Origin of the sequence: Streptomyces sp. F001 (genome assembly GCF_004187715.1) — a bacterium.
Lineage (GTDB): Bacteria > Actinomycetota > Actinomycetes > Streptomycetales > Streptomycetaceae > Streptomyces > Streptomyces flavusporus.
In genome coordinates this window covers 769439-792057 of record NZ_QZWF01000002.1, presented here as the reverse complement: position 1 = coordinate 792057, position 22619 = coordinate 769439, and the positions used below count along the sequence as shown (strand labels likewise).

Genomic DNA, 22619 nt, shown 5'->3' with positions numbered 1-22619 from the left:
GCATCCGCCTCAGGTGTCAACGTCGACCCGCCCAGCATCGTCGCTAGGCGTTCTCTGGATCGGAAAATATGAGCAGCACAGTCACGCGCACTCGTCTCGCCATCGTCGCCGCGGCAGCCGGCATCGCCATACTCGCCGGGTGCTCGTCGCCCGCTCCGGCCGGTAAGGCATCCGCAGCCTCCTGCGAGCCCGCGAAGGGGAAAGTCACCCTCCAGTACTGGAACACCGTTCCAGGAATGGACAAGGTCGTCGACCTGTGGAACAAGAAGAATCCGAACATCCAGGTTGAGACGAAGAACATCTCCAACGACCAGTACGGCATCATCGGCAACGCCCTCAAGGCCGGGAAGGCGCCGGACCTCGCTCAGGTCGGCTACGACCAGCTCCCCAACCTGCGCACCCAGGACGCCTTCGTGGATGCCTCTGGCTGCTCGGCAGCCACCGCCACCAAGTCGAAGTTCGTTCCGTGGACCTGGTCACAGACCAGCTTCGGTGACACCGGCGTGTTCGCCCTCCCGCAGGACACCGGCCCCATGGCCCTCTATGTGCGCAGCGACATCTTCAAGAAGTACGGCGTCGCGATCCCCAAGACCTGGGACGAGTACGCGGCGGCTGCAAAGAAGCTGCACAAGGCGGACTCCGACCTCACCATCACGTACTTCGACCCGAACAACGCCGAGTGGTTCAACGGGCTCCTCTGGCAGAACAACGCCGAGATGTACAGCTACTCCGACGACAAGTGGCACGTCACCGTCGAGTCGGACCAGAGCAAGCAGGTCACGGAGTACTGGCAGAAACTGATCTCCGACAAGCTCGTGCGCACCGACCTCGCGCACGGTTCGACGCAGATGTACGCCGCGTACCAGAAGAACCAGATCGCCAGCTACGTCGGCGCCGCCTGGGGCTACAGCATGTTCCGGGACAACCTGCCCCGGCAGGCCGGCAAGTGGACGATCGTCCCGATGCCGACGTGGGGCGCGAACGGCGCGTCCGGCAACTGGGGCGGATCGACCGTCGCGTTCATGAGGGGCAGCAAGCACCTGTACGAGTCGGTCAAGTTCAACACCTGGCTGAACACCGACCCGGAGGCACTCGCGCTGGAGAACGAGCTGGGCGGCCTCTACCCGGCGGCCAACGCCGGCCTGCAGCTTCCCGCGCTCTCCAAAGGCGTGCCGTACTACAACAACGAGAAGATCTTCGACGTCTTCGCCGCATCGTCCAAGAAGGTCGACACCAGGTTCGCCTGGGGTCCCACGCAGAAGACGGTGAACCTGGCACTGCAGGACGCGATGGCCAAGGCGGCCGCCGGTGACGGCACGCTCACCGATGCGCTCGCGGCCGCCCAGACGGCAGCGCTGAAGTCGATGAAGGACCAGGCGATTCCGGCCGCGGCGGGCAAGTGACCGCAGCATGACCGACATTGCAACCCGCGCGACTCGCGTGGTGGAGTCGTCCGTCGGCCGCCACCGTCGTTCCAACGGCGGCGGCCCCCGGGCGGGCACCGTCGCCGCGTTCCTGACCCCTTTCTTCCTCCCCTTCGTGCTGTTCTACCTGGTGCCGGTCGGCTACGCGCTCTGGCAGAGTTTCCGCGTCGTGCGCCGTACCGGCGGCCAGTACGGGACGTCGTACACGACCTTCGGCGGTTTCGAGCAGTACGTGGAGGTGCTCCAGAACAGCGAGTTCTGGGCCAGCATCGGGCGCATCGGGCTGTTCGGCATCGTGCAGGTCCCGGTCATGCTGTTCGTCGCACTGATCATGGCGCTGCTGCTGGACACTCCCCTGCTGAGGCTCAAGTCGTTCTTCCGCATCACGGCGTTCATGCCGTACGCCGTGCCCGGTGTCATCGCCGCCATCATGTGGTCGTATCTCTACTCACCGCAGCTCAGCCCCGTCGTCGACCTGTTGAAGGGCATCGGCCTGGAGCCCGACTTCCTCGGCCCCGGTGCCGTGTTGTGGTCGGCGGCCAACGTCTCCACCTGGCTGTGGACCGGCTACAACATGCTGATCATGTACTCGGCCCTGCAGTCGATCCCGCAGGAGCTCTACGAGGCCGCCAGGATCGACGGTGCGAGCAACTGGACGATCGCATGGTGGATCAAGGTCCCGATCATCGCCCCGTCGATCGTCCTCACCACGGTGTTCTCGATCATCGGCACGCTGCAGCTCTACGCCGAGCCGGCTGTGTTGCGTCAGATCTCCTCGAACATCTCGAGCACGTTCACACCGAACATGCTCGCGTACGCGGTGGCCTCCGGGAACAACTACCAGCAGGCCGCGGCGATCTCCGTGATCATCGCCGTCATCACCTTCGTCCTGAGCTTCGGCTTCATGCGACTGACCTCGAAGAAGGCCGGGCTATGAGCAACCAACCCGTGACCAGCGAAAGCCGCGTCAGCCGCACGGCTGTCATGGCTTTGATGTCCCTTCTGGCGATCTACTTCCTGCTGCCGGTCTACTTCCTGATCGTCGCGGCGACGAAACCACAGGGCGACCTCGCCTCCACCAACGGGCTGGCGTTCTCGCACTTCAACCTGTTCGAGAATCTGCGCGTCCTGTTCACCCGCAGCGACGGCATCTTCGGCCGGTGGGCCGTCAACACCGTCATCTACGCGGTGCTGGGCGCGGCCGTGGGAACCCTGATCTCCGCGCTGTGCGGCTACGCGCTCGCCAAGTTCCGCTTCCGGGGCCGCGAGTTCCTGTTCTCGGTCATCCTGGGCGGCGTCCTCGTTCCCACCACCGCGCTCGCGCTCCCGCTGTTCCTCCTCTTCTCGGCAACCGGGCTCGTCAACACCTACCTCGCGGTGTTCCTGCCCAGCATCGTCAGCCCGTTCGGCGTCTATCTCGCGCGCATCTTCGCCAACGCCGCCGTCCCCCAGGAGCTCATCGAATCGGCGCGCCTGGACGGCGCGGGTGAGTTCCGCACATTCTTCTCGGTGGCGTTCAAGCTGATGACGCCGGCGCTGGTGACGATCTTCCTGTTCCAATTCGTCGCCATCTGGAACAACTTCTTTCTGCCGATGGTGATGCTGCAGAAGGAGTCGCTCTTCCCCATCACGCTCGGCCTGTACCAGTGGAACGGTCAGACCGCTCGTGCCCCGCTCCTGCAGCAGTCCGTGATCACCGGCTCGCTGGTGTCGATCGTGCCCGTGATCATCGTGTTCATCCTCCTCCAGCGGTTCTGGCGCTCCGGCCTCGCCGCCGGATCCCTCAAGTGACCGCCCGCCCTTCCCCCGACCAGCACAGAAGGTCCGTATCACCATGCCCGACTCCGCCGTCTTCGTGCCCCATTTCCACTGGGACCGGGAGTGGTACGAGCCTTTCCAGGTGTTCCGGCACCGGCTCGTCGCCGCCCTCGACACCGTGCTGGAGACGGCCGAGGCGAACCCGGACTTCCGGTTCACCGTCGACGGACAGATGGCCGCCATCGAGGACTACCTTCAGATGCGGCCGGAGAACCGCGACCGTGTCGTGGCCCTGGTCAGCGAGGGCCGGCTCGCCATCGGGCCATGGCTGATCCTGCTCGATGAGTTTCTCTGCTCCGGTGAGACCATCGTGCGCAACCTCCAGATGGGATGGGCGGCTGCGGAGGGCCTCGGCGGTGCGATGTCCATCGGGTATCTGCCGGACATGTTCGGCCACATCGCGCAGATGCCGCAGATCCTGGCGCGCGCCGGGATCGAGCATGCGGCGCTGTGGCGCGGGGTGCCCGGCTCCGTCGGCGGTCACGCCTTCCGCTGGCGCGCCCCCGACGGCTCCGAAGTGCGTACCGAGTTCCTCTTCGACGGCTACGACAACGGCCTCGACGTCCTGCTGGTGCCCGACCAGATCGGCCGCGCGCTCGGCGAGTACGCCCGGATGACGGCCGAGCGGTGGGGCGGCGATCCGGTGCTGGCCATGGCGGGCACCGACCACAACGCGCCCGACCCGCAGCTGGCGGCCTGGCTGCGTCGCGCGTCCAGCGAGGAGCGCCCCATCACCATCGCGACGCTCGACGAGTACATCCGCAAGCACGTACATGACGACGTGGACACCGTCGTCACCGGTGAGCTGCGCAGCCATGTGCGCGGCAACATCCTCCCGGGCGTGCTGTCCGTACGGCTCGGACTCAAGCAGCGGATGGCCGTCGCCGAGCGCACCATCGACCACGCCGAGCGGGTGAACGCCTTGTGGTCCCGGCGCGATGACTCGCCGTTCCTCTCGCTGGCATGGCACAAGATCATCGAGTCGACCGCGCATGATTCGGTGGTCGGCTCGGGCACCGACGAGACCTGCGACCAGGTCGAGGCGCGGCTCGCCGAAGCCGCGCAGGCCGCACGGGCCGTTCGGGACGCGGCCCTCGCCGAGCCCGCCGCCTTGGTGCCGAGCGACGGCTACCTGGTCGCCAACCCGCTGCCGTCGGCGCGTACAGCGCTGGTCGAGGTGGATGTGGTGGCCCCGGCGGAGGGAACCACGCTGGTCGCGACCGCCGCCGACGGATCGGTGCATCCCGTGCAGCTGATCTCCCAGGCCCCGACCGTGCTCAGCGACGAGCGCATGGACGCCTCGCAACTCGAACGGGTGCTGCGCCGTATCCACCGTCGCGAGCTGTTCGGCCTTCTGATCGACCGCTACGAACTCACCGCGGGCTCACTCGTCTTCCACCTCGCCGAGGTGCCGGCCGGTGGACCGTTCGACCTGCTGATCCTGCGCCGCGAGGTCGCTGCCGCGGCCGCCGCGCATCCGGGTGAGTGGCAGGTGCGGACGCTGGCGGAGGCCCGGGCCACCGCGCTGGTGCCCGTGCACGTCCCCGCCTGCGGGCTGACGAGTTTCCGGGTCGAAGCGACCGACCGGAACGCCGCGACGGCGATGCAGTTCGCACCCGCGACGGCGACGGCCGACGCGCTCTCGAACGGGCTGGTCGAGGTTGCGGTCGCCGCCGACGGGACCCTGGACGTGACCGGCGCCGACGGCACCGTCCTGTATGGAGTCGGCCGTCTCGTCGACGGCGGTGACCGCGGCGACAGCTACAACTATGCTCCCCCGGCTCTGGACGTGCTCGTGTCGGAACCGACCCGGGTCACCGTTGACTTCCTCGAGAGCGGCCCGCTGCGTGCCAGGTTGCGTGTCACCCGCGTCTACGAGTGGCCCGCCGCGCTCTCCTCCGACCGTGATCTGCGCTGCGGCCGGACCGTGCCTACGCCGGTGGAGATGCTGGTGGAAGTGCACGCGGGCGAGCCGTTCGTCCGGGTCTCCACGTCGTTCCTGAACCAGTGCGCCGATCACCGGCTGCGCTTCCATCTGCCGCTGCCCGAGCCGGTGGCCAAGTCCGCGTCCGCTGGGCAGTTCGCCGTGACCGAGCGTGGGCTCACCGCCGAGGGCGGCTGGGGCGAGTACCCGATCCCGACCTTTCCCGCGAGTTCGTTCGTGTCGGCCGGCGCCGCCAACGTCCTGCTCGACCACTCCAGTGAGTACGAACTCGTCGACGACGGCTCCGCACTCGCCATCACCCTGCTGCGCGCGATCGGCTCGATCAGCGTCAACATCCATCCCCTCCGCGACGAGCCCGCGGCGAGCGAGATCCCTGCACCGGGGGCGCAGGATCTCGGCATGCGGATCGAGAACCGTTTCGCCGTGGTGCCCTCGGCGGCCGGCTGGCAGGGTGCGAACGCGATCGCTCTCGCCGAGGAGTTCCGCAACGACGTACTCGTCGCCCGCGGGACCGCGCCCGCCGCAGACCACCTGCCCCCCGACGCGAGTGGTGTGCGGGTCGACGGCAATGACGTCCTCGTCTCAAGCATCCGCCGCGTCACCGACAGCGATTGCGGGGTTGGCACCGAGGTCCGGTTGGCCGCGATGAGCGACACCGCGTCGACCGTCTGCGTGACCGGCACGTTCACCGAGGCCACCACGGTCGACCTGCTCGGCCGGCCACTCTCCCTGGCGCCGGTGCGGGACCGGCTCGAACTCGTCCTCGGGCCATGGGAGATCCGAACTGTCGTGCTCCGGTAGCCACCAACAACCCCACGCACAGATCGAGCTTCCCCTTTTGCTACCACGAAAGTTGTGACCTCTTGTCCTCCGAGCTCTCCGCATATGTTTCGGACACCGCACCAGGGCGTGGCGCGCTGCGCCCGGCTCGCTCGTGGCTGCACTCCGACGCCCCTTCTCGTTCGCTGAACGGGCTTTGGCGTTTTCGTCTGTCGCCCACGGCGTCGGTGGCGGAGGGCTTTGCGACCGAAGGCTTCGACGACCACGGCTGGGACAGCATCCCCGTGCCCTCCCACTGGGTGCTCCAGGGCGACGGAGCCTATGGCCGACCGATCTACACCAACATTCAGTTCCCGTTCCCGATCGACCCGCCGCACGTCCCGGACGAGAACCCCACTGGCGACTACCGCCGTCACTTCGACATGCCCATCGACTGGTCCGATGCCGACCGTGTCGTCCTGCGGTTCGACGGTGTCGAGTCGCTGTTCAAGGTGTGGGTGAACGGCGTCGAGACCGGCAGCGCCAGTGGCAGCCGGCTCGCCCACGAATTCGACGTCACGTCCGTGGTGCGCCCGGGCGACAACGTCGTCGCTGTGCGGGTGCACCAGTGGTCGGCGGCAAGTTACGTCGAGGACCAGGACCAGTGGTGGCTGCCAGGCATCTTCCGCGACGTCACTCTGATGGCCCGACCGACCGGAGGCATTGAGGACGTCTGGCTGCGCACTGGTTTCGACGACGGGCACGGGCGCATCGACCCGGAGGTCACCGCCGATGCGGCGGCGTTCCCCGTCACCCTACGCATCGCCGAACTCGGCATCGAGCAGGTCTGGGCGACGGCGGCCGACGTGGCCCCCCTCGACGTCGCCGGCGTGGAGCCCTGGTCGGCCGAGCAGCCGCGCCTGTACGACGCCACCGTGTCAACGGCCGCAGAGAGCATCGCCCTGCGTGTGGGTTTCCGCACGGTCGAGATCCGCGGCGACCGGTTCCTGGTCAACGGCCGTCGCGTGGTGTTCTACGGGGTGAACCGCCACGAGACCCATCCCCAGCGCGGCCGCGTCTTCGACGAGAAGCACGCCCGCGAGGACCTGGCCCGTATGAAGCGGTTCAACGTGAACGCGATCCGCACCAGCCACTACCCACCGCATCCCCGACTGCTCGAACTCGCCGACGAACTCGGATTCTGGGTCGTCCTCGAATGCGATCTCGAGACGCACGGCTTCGACAAGGTCGGCTGGGCCGGCAATCCGAGCGACGACCCGGCGTGGCGCGCGGCATATCTGGACCGCATCCAACGCACCGTCGAACGCGACAAGAACCATCCCAGCATCGTCATCTGGTCGCTCGGCAACGAAGCGGGAACCGGCAGCAACCTCGCCGCCATGTCGGCGTGGGTTCACGCCCGCGACGCCGGACGCCCCGTGCACTACGAAGGTGACTACACCGGCGAGTACACCGACATCTACTCGCGCATGTACACGTCGGTGCCGGAGACCGAGCAGATCGGCACCGACGGCGCACGCTCGGCACTGATGAACTGCACTCCCGCACAAAGCACCCGGCAGCGCACCAAGCCGTTCCTGCTCTGCGAGTACGCCCACGCGATGGGCAACGGGCCAGGAGCGCTCGACCAGTACGAGGCGCTGGTACATCAGTATCCGCGGCTGCACGGCGGCTTCGTCTGGGAGTGGCGCGATCACGGCATCCTGACCACGGCCCCGGACGGGACGCCGTACTACGCCTACGGCGGCGACTTCGGAGAGGTCGTGCACGACGGCAACTTCGTGATGGACGGCATGCTGTTGAGCAACGACGTCCCGACGCCCAGCCTCCACGAGTACAAGGCAGTTGTACAGCCGGTCCGTTTCGTCTTCGACGGTGACACAGTCGCGATCACGAACCTGCGGCACTCGGCCGATACATCCGACCTGCGCTTCCGCTGGCGCGTCGAGCACGACGGAACACCCGTGGATTCCGGGGACTTGGAGGTCCCCGTCGTCCCGGCGGGCGGGTCGTGGTGGGTCCCGCTGCCCCAGATCCCGGTGTCCCCGGACGCCGAAACATGGCTCACGATCGACGCGGTGCTGGCCGCTGGAACCCCTTGGGCACCCGCAGGGCATGTGATCGCAACTGCCCAACTGGACCGTTCCATACGTCGTCCCGTTCCTGCTGTCCGGCTCCGGACCGGTTGGCACCCGGACGAGGGCACGCTGACGCTCGGGATCGCCGAGTTCGCCAACGGATCCCTCGTCCGCCTCGCCGACCGGGCTGTGACGGGTCCACGGCTGGAATTGTTCCGTGCGCCGACCGACAACGACGAAAGCCCGTCCGACGGAGTCGAGGAGAGCGACGCCAGCATCGCCGGGGTGTCCAGCGCCGACCTGTGGCGTCGCGACGGTCTCCACCGGCTGGCCACGCGACGCATATCGGTGGAGCGCGCCGCGGAAGCCCTCCGCACCACCGACAAAGTCTCCGCGGCCGACTCCGCCCTGTCGGTGATGGTGGAGTCCGTGTGGTCACTCGTGGACGACGAACTGGAACTGCGCGTGGAGATCGAGCCTTCGAGCGGCTGGCGGACAGTGTGGCCCCGGATCGGGGTCCGTTTCGACCTTCCCGACGGGACGGCTCCCGTCGACGGCGCCGAGTGGTTCGGCCTGGGACCCCTCGAGTCCTACCCCGACAGCCTCCGTGCGGCACGCACGGGCCGTTTCTCCTCCTCCATCGGGGACCTCTCGGTCGACTACGCGCGCCCCCAGGAGACGGGGCACCGCTCTCAACTGCGTCGGCTGACGCTGACGAGTGGCAACATCAAGGTGCTGCACATCGTGGCCGTCCCCGACACGCACGGACGCCGCCCCGGCTTCACGCTCAGCCGCCACACCCCCCAGCAGATCGCACAAGCCGGACACCCCTTTGAGCTTCCTGATGCCACGACGAGTCACCTGATCATCGATGCGGCCCAGCACGGGCTTGGCTCACGGGCCTGTGGACCGGATGTGTGGCCCGAGTTCGCGCTTCGCCCTGAATCTCGCACGATCAGGCTTCGCATGGCAGCAGGCTAGTGCCGCGGCAGGCGTACCCGGTCCCGGGGATATCCGTGGAGGAGGCGGGCGCCGTCGTCGCATGCCGTTCACCGCCCGCGGGTCTCCTTGCGGATGGCGGGGGGCGACTTCGGTGGCGAGGAGTTCGATGGAGTCGTTGACCATGGCGGCGGGCACGCCGCCGAAGTCGATCCGGCCCATGAAACGGTCAGTGCCCAGGAGTTCGTGTTCCGTGAGGGTCTTGTCGATGGCTTCCTGCGGGCTTCCGGCCAAGAGGGCGCCGTACGGGCTGGAGACGGCCGCGAACTCGTCGGGGCCGATGAGCCAGCCGCGTCCGCCGGGGATCTTGGGCCTCAGGTACTCCCAGGAGTAGGGGTAGAGCGCCTCGCGGGCTCCCTGGGAGGTCCTGCCGACGTAGAAGTGGCTGGTGGGTTCAGCTCCCGTCCGGCGCGAACGTCGAGGCGAACGTCCACGTACCGGAACCGACTTCGTACACGGCCGTTCCGTTCTCCGTACGCAGCAGACGCGCATCGCCGTCGGCGCGGACCGTGCCGGAGCTGACCGGTACGCGTATCTCGGCGGTCGTCCCGGCCGGGACCGTGGTCTCCAGGCGGAAGGCGGAACCCTCACGCGACCACTTCGTGCGGACCGTTCCGTACGGGGTGGTGTACGAGCCGGCCGCCGAGGCCAGATCGCCCACCACCGCCGGGGCGATGAGCAGTTCGCGGTAGCCGACGGAGCCCGGACGCTGCTGGATCCCGGCGAGGCGGCCGGTGAACCAGGCGTCGATCGCGCCGAGCATGAAGTGGTTCTGGGACTGGCCCGGGCCGCCGTCCCAGGTCTCGCCCAGCGTGGTGTTGCCGGCGAGGACCTGGTAGCCGTAGCTGGGGCTGGTCGTCTGCGTGGCGATCCGGTACACGATGTCGTCGCGGCCCGCCTCGGACAGCACGCGGATCGCCGCGGGCAGCGAGATCTCGCCGAGGATCAGATGGTGGTCCGCGGCCACGACCGACTGCGTGAAGTGGTCGAGCAGCCGGGCCCGTTCGCCTTCGGGCACGGCTCCCATGTCGAGGGCGAGCGCCTGCGCGCCGTGGCCTCCGCCGCCGAAGGTGCCAGTGGCCGGGTCGTAGTACCGGTCCGACAGCGCCTTGGCACTGGTGTCCGCCTTCTGCCGGTAGAGCGCGGCGTCGGCGTCCTCACCGAGCACCTTTGCGATCCGGCTGAGGCCGTCGACGACGCGCCAGTAGCCGTACGTGCCCGCCACCGCGCGCGGGAAGGTGCGGTCGGGGGTGATCCAGTCGCCGAGACCGTAGTCGAGGATGCCGCCGGAGACCTTCTGCTCCAGGAAGGTCACGTACTGCTTCATCCGCGGGTAGTAGGTGCGCAGCGTCTCCTCGTCGCCGTAGGTGGTGTACAGCTGCCAGGGCACGAGGACGAAGGCGCCTCCCCAGTTGGCGTCGTTGCGGTAGCCGCCGGCGAGTTCGACGTAGTCGGGGACGGTGCTCGGGATCAGGCCCTCGGGTGTCTGCGCGTCGGCCATGTCGCGGACGATCTTCCTCAGGTACGCCCGCATGTCGTAGTTGGCTGCGAGAGTGGGGAAGACGAGCTGGTTCTGCTCCAGCCAGCCGAGCTTCTCGCGGCTGGGGCAGTCGGTGAGGACGCTCATCATGTTGCCCTGCACGGCGCGGCGGACGAGCCCGTGGATGCCGTTGATCAGCTTGTTGGAGCTGGTGAAGCTGCCGGCTGAGGCGTTGTCGGTGTGCAGGACCTTGCCGCGTACGGAGACGGTGGCGCCGGCCGGGAGGCCCTGCAGCTCCAGGTAGCGGAAGCCGTGGTAGCTGAAGGTCGGGTGCCAGGTCTCCGCACGGCCCCCGCCCTTGGTGGTGTAGCTGTCCCACAGGGGTGCGCCGACGTTGCTGATGGACTGGAAGGCGTGGCCGTCCTTCAGGCTCTCGGCGGGCAGGATGCGCACGGTGGTGCCCGCGGGGGCGGTGACGGTGATCTCCGGCCAGCCGGCGATGTTGCGGCCGAGGTCGAAGACGCGGCTGCCCTCGGCGCCCGCCACCTCGGTGCCGTTCAGGGTCTCCATCACCCGGACCGGTTCGGTCTCGCGGGCGCTGAGGACGGCCGGTTCCTCCGCAGTGCCGGGGCGTCCGAGGGCGACGGCCGAAGGCCAGGCGGAGCGGTCGCGTCCGGGCTTGTCCCAGCCGGGAATCTCCCGGCGGGCGTCGTAGTCCTCGCCGCCGTACCAGTTGGACGAGGTCGTCGGGCCGAGGGTGGTGCGCCAGTCCGTGCCGCTGGCGATGCGGCGGACGGTGCCGTCGTCGAGGGTGATCTCCAGCTGGGCGACGAGCTTGGGATCGCTGATGTTGCCGTACAGCTTGCGGTAGCGGTCGGCGGTGCTCACCACGTTGGAGATGCCGTTGCCGAGCGCGACGGCGAGGGTGTTGCCGCCGCGCCGCAGCCGCTCGGTGACGTCGTACGTGGCGTACTGCACGCGGTCGCGGAAGTCGGTGTTGGCGGGCTCGAGGACGGCGTCCCCGACGGGCTTGCCGTTGATGCGCGCCTCGTGGATGCCGAGCCCCGCCGTGTAGAGGCGGGCGCTGCGGGTGCCCTTGGGGAGGGTGAAGTCCTTGGTGAAGAGGGGGAGGCCGGACGGCAGATAGGGCTTGGGCGCCTGCTGTCCGGTGATCTTCGCCGCCCTGGTCCATGGCCCCTCGGCCGCGTCGGATGTGGACACCGTGTAGTCGACGGGGAAGTGGGGCACCCGGCCGTCGCCGGTGAGAACGTCGGCGCGCGGGTAGAGCAGGACCTGGTCGAAGGACTTGGCGGCCTTGAGATCGAGGGTGAGCGTGACCGGGGACGAGGACACGTCGGGGCCGGTGTGCTTCGGGCTCGTGTAGCCGGCGGCCCGGTCGAGGGCGCTGTTGGTGAGTCCGTCGACGGCGAGCGCGGGCTCCCAGATCTTGCGCACGGTTTCGGTCTCGGAGGCGGTGACGGCGGCGCCCTGCGCGTGGTTCACGTCCGGCGCGGCCGAGTCGCGGATCTCGATCTCGCCGAGCTGCAGGCGCCGGGCTCCGTCGAGCGGCAGGCCCAGCTTGGTGACGTCGAGCCGGACGTGACGGGCGGTCGTCCTCGGCAGGGTGATGACGACGGGTTCGAGCTGGTGCTCGCTCAGCCGCCACGCGTCGTGGGTGATCCACTGCGCGGACCAGTCCTGGGCGCGGGTCAGGCCCGTCTCGAAGACGGCGATGTCGCTCCACTGCGAGACGCGGGTCCCGGACCACAGCTGGACGCGCCAGTGGACCCGGTCGCGCGAGCCCAGTGCCCGGCCCGCGTAGACGGCGTGCGGCTCGGCGGAGCGGACCTTTCCGGAGTCCCACAGGTCGGGGCGTCCCTGTTCCAGCTTTTTCCTGCTGGTGGCGGCCTGGACGCGGTAGGCGCTCTGGAGGACGTTCCGGCCGCGGCCGGCCGGCTGCCAGGTCAGGTCGGGGGTGGTGTCGTCGATGCCGAGGGCGCTGCGCAGGTGCTGGGTGCGCAGTGCGGTGGCCCGGGCGCTGCCGCCCTGCGAGGCGGAGGCGGGCAGGGCCGACGGCACGACGGTGACCAGCGCGGTCAGCCCGGTGGCAAGGATCAGCGCAGGTCTGGCGAGTGGACTCATACCGGTCTCCATACGGGATTGCGGGTCAGTGCAGGTCGGCGGTGACGGGGCGGCGTGGGCGCAGGAACACCGGGCCGAGCAGCCCGGAGGGCAGGGGCTTGTTGCGTTCGTTGGAGAGGGTGTTGGAGACGCGCACGGCGATGTGGTTGGTCCCGGGGCGCAGCGCGTCGGTGACGTCGACGACGTAGGGGGTCCACAGGGCGGGCGGCAGGGCCGTGCCGTTGACCGTGACCTGGGCGACCTCGCGGACGGTGCCGAGGTCGAGGTGGAGGCGGCGGCTCTCGAGGGCTGCCGCGTCGAGGGTGATCGCCTTGGTGTAGGTGGCGCTGCCGGAGAAGAGCCGGGCGATGTCGCTCCAGCTGCCGAGCGGGCGTACGACGGGTTGGGCACCGTCCTGGTGGAGGGTGAGGGTCCAGTCGCCGTCGAGCGGGATCGGCTCCAGCGGGTCGGTGACGCGGACGGTGGCGCGGTAGGTGCGCCGGCCGTCGGTGCCGGTGAGGGTGTGGCTGCCGGGGTTCTCGGCCAGGGCCTCGACGCGCAGTGCGCCCCGGCGGGCGGTGACGGAGGTGACGGGCAGGCTTCCGGCGTCGGTGAGGTGCGGGGGCTCCGGGGCGGGGTGGCGGAAGACGACGCCCACTGTCCGGTACGGCCCGAGCTTCAACGGCACGGCCACGCCGTCCCGTTGCGCGCGGTACATGGGCGCGGGCACGGCCGTTCCCTCCTCCGGGTCCCACCACTCCGGCGTGCCACGGGCCGGCAGCGTGGCCCAGGTGTCGACGGGTGTGGCGCTCTCGTTGTTGAACAGGAAGGCGATGTCGCTGCCGCGCGTGGTGCGCAGGACGCGCACGGCGGGCGCCGCCGGCTCCAGGCGTGCCGCAGCGAACTCCCGGGTGACCGCGCCGAGTTCACCGGCGGCCGGCACGCGGAGGGCGCGACGGTGTCCGAACAGGTCGTCCAGGGCGCGCCGCAGGTCGTCGTCATGGCCGTCCGCCTCCCGCTCCGGCAGCGCGCCGACGGCCACCACGGTGCCTCCGGCGCGGGCGAAACGGGCCAGGGCGCGGACGGCTTCCGCCTCCAGGACGGGGGTCTCGGGCAGCACCACCAGGTCGTAGCGGGCCCGGCCGACGGCCAGCCGGTCGTCGTGGAGGCGGGCGTGGAGCAGCAGTTCGGGATCGCCCGCGAGCGCTCCCTCGTGGAGGAGGTCGAAGTCGACCTGGGCGCTCTCCAGGGCGTAGGCCGCCGCGGCGAAGGCGTCGTCGACCTCGCCCTGCCGTTCGGTGCCGGTCAGCTGCTCGGCGGCGCGCTGCGGCTGGAGGAGGGCGCTGCGGGCGGCCGAGGTGCCACGGGCGAGCTCCATGACGCGGCCGGTCCAGTCGGCGATCGGGCGCATCGCCCACCACCAGGGGGCCCGGGGGCCGAACGGCGGTGGGAAGTAGACCTTGGCTTCGTCGGTCCACAGCGCGTGCAGCACGGTGAGGTTGCAGCCGCGGGTCGCGAACGCGCCGAGCAGCGCGTGCACGAACTCGGGCGCCACCTGCCAGCCCATGTTGCCGAAGGCCTCGATCACCACCCGCTCGCGGCCGGTCTGGTGGGCCACCGACGCCGGGTTGCGCGGGTCCATGGTGGGCTCCCCCGCCACGTACTCGCCGGTGATGACGTCGCCGCCGGGGATCTGCGCCCACTGGTTGGCCTTGTGCAGATCACCGGTGGAGAGGATGCGCTTGGCGGGGCCCGTCTCGTCGTAGAGCGGATTGGTGATCAGCCGGACGCGCCGGTCGGCGTACCAGTGGGCCTGCTTCTCGAAGTACCGGGAGAAGCGGTTGGACACGGCCCGCCAGTAGCGGCCGCGCAGGATCTGCCCTGCCGTGCCGAGGTCGTCGAAGCTGCTCGTGTAGGCCTTGCCGGGCTCGGCGCCGACCTCGTGCAGGGCGGCGGCGAGCGTGGGCGACCAGGGCAGCCGCTTGAAGGGGTGCGGTCCGGCGGAGGCGATGAACGGCTCGTCGTCCCAGAAGCCGGGCACGACGGTGCCGAAGTGGCGGCCGAAGCGGCGGTGGTACTCGCCGGGGACCATGTCGAGCATCAGCTCGACCGGCTCGTCGTCGAGCAGGTCGAGATAGGCGCGCGTGTAGCCCTGGGTGTCGTCGATGAGCGTGGCGCCGCCGAAGAGGTCGATCTGCCAGCGGCCCTCGGGCACCTGCCAGGCCCGCCCGGCCTCCAGGTCGCCGGTGAGCTCGACGAGTGCGACGGCGTCGGCGAGGCCGGCGGGACGCGCGGCCCCGGCGACCGGTGCGGCGGCGGCCGCCGGGATCGTACGGGTGTGGAAGTCACCGGCCGATGCCGGGTCGTCGAAGGCCGTGGCGTAGCGGGGGCTGCCGTCGGCGGCCGTGACGGTCAGGTCCTCCCACAGGGCGCGCTGCCCGTCGACGGCCCGGACGCCGACACCGCCGCGCTGGTGCGCGTCGTCGGTGACGGTGCCCTTGTCCTTGCCGTCGAGGGTGACGGAGAGCGTGGCACCGCGGGCGGTGACGGCGAGAGTGTGGAACTTGGTGCGGTTGAAGCCGTCGGTGCGGCTGCTCCTGGCGAGCTGCTGCGAACTGCCGCCCGTCAGCCGGGAGATGGTGACGACACCGGTCCGGTCGAACTCCACCGCGTAACCGTCGTCACCCGATGCGGACGCCCTCACGACGAGCCCCACGGATCCGGTCTCCGTCTTGGCGTTACCGATGACGTCGTAATCCGTCCACTCTCCTCCCCCGCGCAGCACGGCGGCCCCGGCGAGCACGGCCGCGTCGGCGACGAGTCGGCCGGAGGCGACCGCGACGCCCGTGGTCTGCCGCAGGTCGACGCGTGCCGGTCCCTCGACGACGGCCGTGGACCGCCACAGGCCCTTCAGCCGCAGCTCGGGGCGCGGGGCGTAGGTGCGGGAGCCGACGGTGCCGCCCTGGGCGACGAGGTAGGCGGCCCGTCCGCTGGGGAAGTGGTTGTCGTTGAAGATCCACACCCGCATGCTGGTGCGTTCGGCCTCCGCCAGCACGTGGCCGACGACGTCGAACCACTCCTCGCTGAAGAAGACGGGCTTCATGTCGGCGTTGTCGTAAGGGAAGAGGACGACCTCGTACATCCCCTTGGCGCGCAGGTCGGCGAGTTGGGTGTCGACGAGCTCGTGGGTGACGGGGCCGTTCCAGTACCAGTAGACGGTGGGGCGGGAGTCGCGGCGGGGGTCGGCGAAGGCGGCGGAGCTGAAGCCGGCGGACCCGGCGGCGGGGGCAGCCAGGGCGGTGCCGGGAGCGCGCCGCCGATCGCGGCGGCGGCCACTCCGGCGGCGACGACGAAGTTCCGTCTGGACAGCTCGGATTCGGGCGGGGGAAGGGACATGGGCATGGGAGGACTCGCTCCTCAGCGGCAGGAAAAGGGGAGACGGATTCAGGGGCGGGCCAGGGCGCCGATCTCCGCCGGGGACAGGGCGCGGTTGAGGACCCGAAAGTCGCGGACCGCGCCGTGCAGGTACGGGTGCGTGGCGTTCTGCGAACGCCCCAGGTGGTTCCGGGTGGTGGCGCCGAGCAGCAGCGGGCTCATCACGAGCGCGTCGTTCCGGCCGGCCTCGGTCCCGTCGACGTACAGCACTCCCCTACCGCCGCCCGTACGCCCGACGCGGCCGCCGGCGAGCGTGACGGCGACGTGGGTCCAGCGGCCCTGCGGCAGGGGGCCCGGAGCGTCGATGACGTCCTCGCCGTCCATGCCGGAGATCTTCAGGGCGGCGCGGGCGCGGCCCGAGCCGGTGCGCGGGGTGAGGAAGAAGTACGTGCTCTTGTGGAAGCCGAGGTCGAAGACCCGGGCCGAGTTGGTGAGCGTGTCGATCCGCACCCACGCGCTGACGGTCAGCTCGGTCAGTCCGGTGATCAGGCCCGGCGGCAGAGCGACATGGCCGTCGACACCGTCGAGCCGGACGCCGTCCGGCGTCCACTGCGCGCCCCCGGCGAGGGTCGCGGCCGGGAACGTCCCGGTGGCGTCGGCGCCGACGCCGTCGAGGGTGAAACGGGCGACCTCGCGCGGTGGGCGCAGGCGCGGGGGCACGGCGAAGTAGACGTTGTAGCGCTGGTGGTGCACCCGGTGGAACGGCAGCAGCGGCACCGCGGCTCCCTCGGCCACGGCCGTGAACTCCAGCTGCTCCCCGCGGACCTTGCGGACCGATGCGGGGTCGAGGGCGGGGATCGTGGGCGACTCGACCTCTCCGTACGCCCCGGCCAGCACCACCGGCCCGTAGGTCACCGCCTGGACGTGCGGGTTGTCGGGTGCGGGGCGGCGGACCAGCTCCATCGGCAGCGTGAGTTCGACGGTGTCACCGGTGCGCCAGTGCCGTTCGAGGACCGCGTAGCGGCCCGGGCGGGCGCCGGCGTCCGTCGTGCGGCCGTTCACCCGTATCGCCGCCCGCCCGGAGAGCCAGCCGGGGATGCGCACCCTCAGCGCGAAGCGGCCGCCTCCCCGGACGACGGTGAGACGAACGGTCTCGGCGTCCGGGTAGCGAGTCTCTTGACGGAGTGTCACACCGCGTTCGTCCCAGCGGACCTCGGACGGGATGAAGAGGTTGACGTACAGGGTGTCGCGCCTGTGCGCGTAGACGGTGTCAGCGAACTTCGTCTGGGTCTCCAGCGCCGTGCCGTGGTCGCAGGAGAAGTTGTCGTAGTCGCTGCTGTAGCTGCCGGGCGCGGCACCGAGGCCTCCTTTGGGCTGCCGCTGCGAACCGGCCCACAACCCGGTGTAGTAGGTGACGTAGCCGTGGGCGGAGTCGGGGTCCTGCTCGCCGAGCATCTGGTTGAGCAGGGTCCACTCGTAGTGGTCCATGTAGGCGGCCGTGCCCGGGTCGTGCAGGAAGAGCTGCCGGCCCAGCTTGAGCATGTTGTAGCTGTTGCAGTTCTCGCAGGTGTCCTCGGAGAGCCTGCTGACGATCTCTCCGGGCGGGCCGAAGAACTCCTGGTTGGAGTTGCCGCCGATGACGTACGAGTGGTCGCGCACGACCGTGTGCCAGAAGTACTCGGCGAGCCGCAGGTAGCGCTCGTCGCCGGTGGCCTCGTACTCGTGGACCGCGCCGACCATCTTCGGGATCTCGGTGTTGGCGTGCCGCCCGGCGAGCTCGTCACGACCCGCCGCGAGCGGCCCGAACACCTCCTCGTGGTCGAAGCGGCGTGCGGTGCGCAGATGGGCCGGGTCTCCCGTGACCTGGTGGAGCCGCGCGAGCACGTCGTTCATGCCGCCGAACTCGACCTTGAGCACCGACTGCATCGTGGCGTACGGCAGCGCGGCGGTGCGCCGCTCCGCCCAGGCGGCCATGGCGCGCAGCACGTCCAGCGCCTGTGCGCTGCCGATGAGTTGGTGGCAGTCGAGCAGCCCGGCCATGCTCTTGTGGATCGTGTAGTACGGCGCCCAGGGCTTGCCCCCGGCCTCCAGCTGGTCGAAGACCTGCTCGGGGAAGGCGGAGAGGTAGCCGGGCCCGTATCCGGCGGCGGGCGAGGCCGCCTGGCACTCGGCGAGCGAGGCGACGATCCGGCGGGCCTTGGCGGCGTAGGCCTCGTCGCCGGTATGGGCGTGAGCGATGGACAGACCGGAGAGCAGATGCCCCGTGGTGTGGCCGCGCAGCAGCACCGTCGGCGACTCCCAGCCGCCGCACGGCTCGGCCGCGGAGGGCAGACCGACGTTGGTGCGGAAGGTGTGCAGCAGCCGGTCGGGGTCGACGGCGAGCAGATAGGCGCTGGTGCGGCGCATGTTGGCGCGAAACGGGCTGTCGAGGAGCGTGATGGCGCTCAGTGGGAACGGGGACAGCATCGGGCGACGGAAGGTGTGTCTCGTGTCAGTGGGTGCGGCGGTGGCCGTATCTGCGGATCCCAGGGCGGCAGCTGTGGTGACGGCACCTGTGCCCGCGATGAAGTGACGCCGCGTCAGCGGATTTGGGGGCATCGGGATGGAGCTCCTTCGGGCAACGTGATTGAAACGTTTCGCAGAGCTGACGGTCACTCTGGGGCCGCACGGTGAGCCCGGTCAAGGGGCCTGCTTGAACGGAAAGTCCGCGAGAAGGAGCCCAACCCCTTGTCGCGATGCACCCGTGCCCGTATGTTTCCGCCAGATTTCTTGAATCGTTCAAACCGGAAGTGCGCAGAACAGTGCACAGCGAGGGGGCGGGCATGAGCCTGCGGCGGAGAGCGCTGCTGAAGATGGGGGCCGCGGCCGGTGCGGCGATGGCCCTGTCCTGGGGCACGGCCGCGGACGCGGACGCGGCACCGTCCGCCGGGCACGCCCCCTCGCCGGGCGTACGGGGTGCCGTACCGCGCGCCTTCGCCGCCCCTGGCTCCGCCGTGCGCCCGAAGTTCCGCTGGTGGTGGCCCGACGCCCTGGTGGACACCGACGAGATCGCCCGCGAGATCGACCAGATCGCTGCCGCCGGCTTCGGCGGTGTCGAAATCGCCGCCGTCACCCACAGCATGCGGGGCGGCGAGACGATCGACCCGGTCCGCTACGGCTGGGGAACCCCCGCCTGGGTCAGAGCGGTCGAAGCGGCCCTGCGGCAGGCGAAGAAGCGGGACATCACCGTCGACCTGACGCTGGGACCCGCGTGGCCGAACTCCGTCCCCTCCCTCACTCCCGACAGCCCGGCCGCCGTCAAGGAGCTCGCGCACGGCACCGTCACGCTCACCGCGGGCCAGAGCTGGACCGGCGCGCCCCCGGCTCCCGGCACCCCGCCCGCCGAAGGCGTCACGAAGCAGGAGCTGAAGCTGGTCCAGGCAATCCGGATCACCGACGCCGCCGCCCGGCCCGTGCTGCTGGACCGGACCACGGTCACCGACATCACCGGCGCCGTCGCCGACGGCGAGCTCCGCTGGACGGCTCCCGACGACGGCGGCGCCTGGCTCGTCATCGCCTACTGGGAGCGCGGTTCCGGCCAGCGCCCCGAGGGGCCGCACCACACCGACCCGCTCTCCTACGTCATCGACCACTTCAGCGCCGAAGGCACCCGCGCCGCCATCGACTTCTGGGAGCGGCACCTCCTCCCGCCGAGCACCCGCAAGCTGCTGCGCGAGACGGGCGGCGCCCTCTTCGAGGACTCCATCGAGCTCGAGACGGACGAGACGATGTGGACACCCGCGCTGCCGGCCGAGTTCGAAAAGCGCATGGGCTACTCCCTGCTGCCGTACCTCGCGACCGTCGTCGAGCGCGACGAGGACCCGGTGCACGCCTTCGGCCCGGAGATCGACAAGGCGGTCCGCCGCGATGTCATCGAAGTCCTCACCGTGCTGTACGTCGAGTACCACCTGAAGCCCTTCCAGGAGTGGGCCCACCGGCTCGGCCTCCGGCTGCGCGTCCAGCCGTACGGCCCGGGCACCGACTCCGTCTGGTCGGCCGCCGTGCTCGACGTCTCCGAGGGCGAGTCGCTCGGCTTCAAGAACCCCGACGACTTCCGCTGCCTGGCCGGCGGCCGGGACATGGGCGGCAAGCGCGTCCTCTCCAACGAGGCGGGCGCAACCGCGGGCGGCGCCTACGCCACGACCTGGGACGCCACACTGCGCAAGCTCGTCACGCAGTACGCGGCCGGGGTCAACCAGGCCGTCTTCCACGGCTTCGCCTACGCCGAGGCGCCCGGTGCGGCCTGGCCGGGGTTCGCCGCGTTCTCGCCGTACAACGGCGGCGCCGGGTACGGCGAGGCGTGGGGACCGCGGCAGCCGACCTGGGGCCATGTATCCGACATCGCCGGGTACTTGAGCCGTACCCAGCTGATCCTCCAGACCGGCGTCAACAAGGCCGACATCGGCATTCTGCGGCAGAAGGGCCCTGCCGGAACCGGCCTCGGGGCACCGTGGTTCACCGCGGAAGGCGTGCCCGTGGGCTGGACGCACCTCTTCCTCAGCCCGCGGCTGCTCGACCTGCCGTCCGCGAAGGTGCGCGACGGGCGGCTCGCCCCGCAGGGCCCGGCGTTCAAGGCACTCGTCATCGAGGGCGACGTGCTGAGCGGCAAGGACCGCACGATGCAGATCGACGTCGCCGAGAAGCTCATCGGCTACGCGAAGGCCGGCCTGCCGCTCATCGTCATCGGCGACTGGTCGGACGCCCACGTGCCGGGCCTCGCCGGTCCCGGCGACAACGAACGGCTGCGCGTGCTGCTCGCCGAGCTGCTGGCCCTGCCGAAGGTCCGCGTCGTGCCGGACCGGCCGTACGTGCCGGAGGCCATCACGGCGCTGGGTCTGCGGCGCGACGTGGAGTACGCCCAGCGCTCGTGGCTGGTCCACGCCCATCGCGCCGACGAGGACGCCGACTACTTCTTCTTCGCCGCCGACTCGGTGACCAAAGGCGCGGCCAACGCCCGGGTCGACCACGACGTCACCCTCACGACGCGCCGGCGGGACGCGGTGCCCTACCGCCTCGACGCCTGGACCGGCGCGGTGGAACCACTCCCCTTGTACTCCCGTACGGAAGACGGGCGGATCCGGCTGCGCGTCACCCTGGAGCCGGGCGCGACCGCGATCGTCGCCCTGGTCCGGCCGGGCGCATGGGCCGACCACCCCTACGTGTCCGCCGCCGACAGCGAGGCGGCGCAGGTGCTCCGGGACGCGGGCGGCCGTCTGGAGGTCCGCGACGTCCGACCGGGCACGTACCGTACGACCCTCCACGACGGCCGGACCGTCGAGACCGTCCTGGGCGGGCTGCCCGAGCCGATGCCGCTGACGCGGTGGTCCCTGACGGTCGAGGACTGGCAACCGGGCGCTCGCCCCTCCCAGACTCTGAAGCCGCGCCGCGCGTTCGTCCTCGACGCCCTGGCCCCGTGGCCCTCGGTCCCGGGCCTGGAGGACGTCTCGGGCATCGGCCGCTACCGCACCACCGTGCACCTGCGCGCACCGTGGACGGGCGGATACGGGGCGTACCTCGACCTGGGAGAGGTCTTCGACACCTTCCGCGTCACCGTCAACGGCCACCGGCTGCCTCCGGCGGACCAGTTGACGCCGCGGGTCGATGTGGGCCCGTACCTGCGGCGGGGCGCCAACACCGTGGAGGTGGAGGTGGCGACCACGCTCCTGAACCGCCTGCGGGTGGCGAACGCGTCGGTCTTCGGCGTGGCAAAACGCCAGAACTACGGGCTGGTGGGCCCGGTACGTCTGGCACCGTACGGCCGCGCACCGCTGATCTGACCTGGGCGTTCGGGCTCCGTAAGCGCGACGCGTGCCTCGGGGCGCGCTTTCCCGTCCTCTCAGGTCCGCTCTGCCTGCGGATTGTTGTCCAGGCTCATGGTGTGCAGTGGCAGCAAGTACTCGGATTCGTGCTCGCGGTCACGCCTCTCACGTTGATCCCAGGGACCAGCTTCACCCTCGTCACTCAAAGGGTGATCGCTGGTTCGCGGTGTGATGGCGTGCTCGTCGCGTTCGGCTCGGTGTGCGGGTTGCTGGTGCACGCGGCGTTCGCCGCGGTTGGCCTGTCGGCCTTGGTCATGGCGTCGGCCCGGGCATTGACGGTGGTGAAGATTCTCGGTGCTGTCTATCTCATCTGGTTGGGCGTCATCACATGGCGTTCGGCGCAGCACAGCCCCGAGCCGACGGACCAAGTGCGATGGCGCTTGCCGTGGGCCCGGCTCGGGGGATTCGGGCAGGGTCTGTGGTCCAACGTCCTCAATCCGAAAGCCTCGTCGGTCTATCTCACGCTCGTCCCGCAGTTCCTCGCCCCCGGCCGCCCGCTCGCACCGCAGATCGCGGCGCTTGCGGTCGCGCATATAGCTGTCGTCCTCGTCTGGCTGCTGTTCTGGACGTCGGTGGTCGCTGCGGCGCGCAGGGCGGTCGACACCCCTCAGTTCCGGCGTGGGATGAGTCGGCTGGCAGGAGCTGCGTTGATCGCCCTGGGTGTTCGAACCGCAACGGCCAGGTAGGCTCCGCAGGTTGGCGCTGTGCTCAGCACGATCGCGAGCCCTGCTCGAATCCCCG

At 70.1% G+C, this 22619-nt stretch carries 11 protein-coding genes; 7 read left to right on the top strand and 4 right to left on the bottom strand.

The genetic code is table 11. The features are described from left to right. Nucleotides 1-68: 68 nt before the first annotated feature. The 5 genes from StrepF001_RS11305 (at nucleotide 69) to StrepF001_RS11285 (ending at nucleotide 9026) form a co-directional block, all read left to right on the top strand. A complete protein-coding gene (locus StrepF001_RS11305; RefSeq protein WP_129798135.1) occupies nucleotides 69-1403 on the top strand; it encodes an extracellular solute-binding protein in 1335 nt (444 codons plus the stop codon). Between the two features lie 7 nt (nucleotides 1404-1410). Further along, nucleotides 1411-2361 (top strand): sugar ABC transporter permease, encoded by a 951-nt coding sequence (locus StrepF001_RS11300; RefSeq protein ID WP_129798134.1) that lies wholly within the window; start codon nucleotides 1411-1413, stop codon nucleotides 2359-2361. Further along, entirely contained in the window at nucleotides 2358-3215 is an 858-nt protein-coding gene (locus StrepF001_RS11295) for a carbohydrate ABC transporter permease (protein ID WP_129798133.1), read from the top strand. The genes StrepF001_RS11300 and StrepF001_RS11295 overlap by 4 nt, the downstream gene beginning before the upstream one ends. A 43-nt stretch (nucleotides 3216-3258) precedes the next feature. Next, nucleotides 3259-5988 (top strand): alpha-mannosidase, encoded by a 2730-nt coding sequence (locus tag StrepF001_RS11290; protein WP_129798132.1) that lies wholly within the window; start codon nucleotides 3259-3261, stop codon nucleotides 5986-5988. Nucleotides 5989-6050: 62 nt separating this feature from the next. Continuing rightward, nucleotides 6051-9026 carry a glycoside hydrolase family 2 TIM barrel-domain containing protein gene (locus StrepF001_RS11285; RefSeq protein ID WP_240797388.1) on the top strand — a complete coding sequence of 992 codons (2976 nt, stop codon included), beginning with the start codon at nucleotides 6051-6053 and terminating at the stop codon, nucleotides 9024-9026. Nucleotides 9027-9438: 412 nt separating this feature from the next. Here the strand turns inward: StrepF001_RS11285 and StrepF001_RS11280 are convergent, their stop codons facing one another. Genes StrepF001_RS11280 through StrepF001_RS11270 form a run of 4 tightly spaced genes read right to left on the bottom strand, consistent with a single transcriptional unit; the run spans nucleotide 9439 to nucleotide 18618 of the window. Beyond that, on the bottom strand, nucleotides 9439-12666 hold the full coding sequence (locus tag StrepF001_RS11280) for a family 78 glycoside hydrolase catalytic domain (RefSeq protein WP_240797387.1): 3228 nt from the start codon (nucleotides 12664-12666) through the stop codon (nucleotides 9439-9441). Between the two features lie 25 nt (nucleotides 12667-12691). After that, complete coding sequence (locus StrepF001_RS11275; RefSeq protein ID WP_240797386.1) at nucleotides 12692-15787, bottom strand: glycosylhydrolase-like jelly roll fold domain-containing protein; 3096 nt, start codon at nucleotides 15785-15787, stop codon at nucleotides 12692-12694. Further along, complete coding sequence (locus tag StrepF001_RS47505; protein ID WP_240797469.1) at nucleotides 15745-16041, bottom strand: twin-arginine translocation signal domain-containing protein; 297 nt, start codon at nucleotides 16039-16041, stop codon at nucleotides 15745-15747. Before StrepF001_RS47505 ends, StrepF001_RS11275 begins: the two co-directional genes overlap by 43 nt. 48 nt (nucleotides 16042-16089) lie before the next feature. After that, complete coding sequence (locus tag StrepF001_RS11270; protein WP_129798129.1) at nucleotides 16090-18618, bottom strand: beta-L-arabinofuranosidase domain-containing protein; 2529 nt, start codon at nucleotides 18616-18618, stop codon at nucleotides 16090-16092. A 224-nt stretch (nucleotides 18619-18842) separates the two neighbouring features. On the opposite strand from StrepF001_RS11270, the gene StrepF001_RS11265 reads away from it, so the two are divergent. Both StrepF001_RS11265 and StrepF001_RS11260 read left to right on the top strand, forming a co-directional pair. Continuing rightward, nucleotides 18843-21836 (top strand): glycosyl hydrolase, encoded by a 2994-nt coding sequence (locus StrepF001_RS11265; protein WP_240797385.1) that lies wholly within the window; start codon nucleotides 18843-18845, stop codon nucleotides 21834-21836. Nucleotides 21837-21937: 101 nt separating this feature from the next. Continuing rightward, nucleotides 21938-22564 carry a LysE family translocator gene (locus StrepF001_RS11260; protein ID WP_129798128.1) on the top strand — a complete coding sequence of 209 codons (627 nt, stop codon included), beginning with the start codon at nucleotides 21938-21940 and terminating at the stop codon, nucleotides 22562-22564. Nucleotides 22565-22619 lie beyond the last annotated feature (55 nt).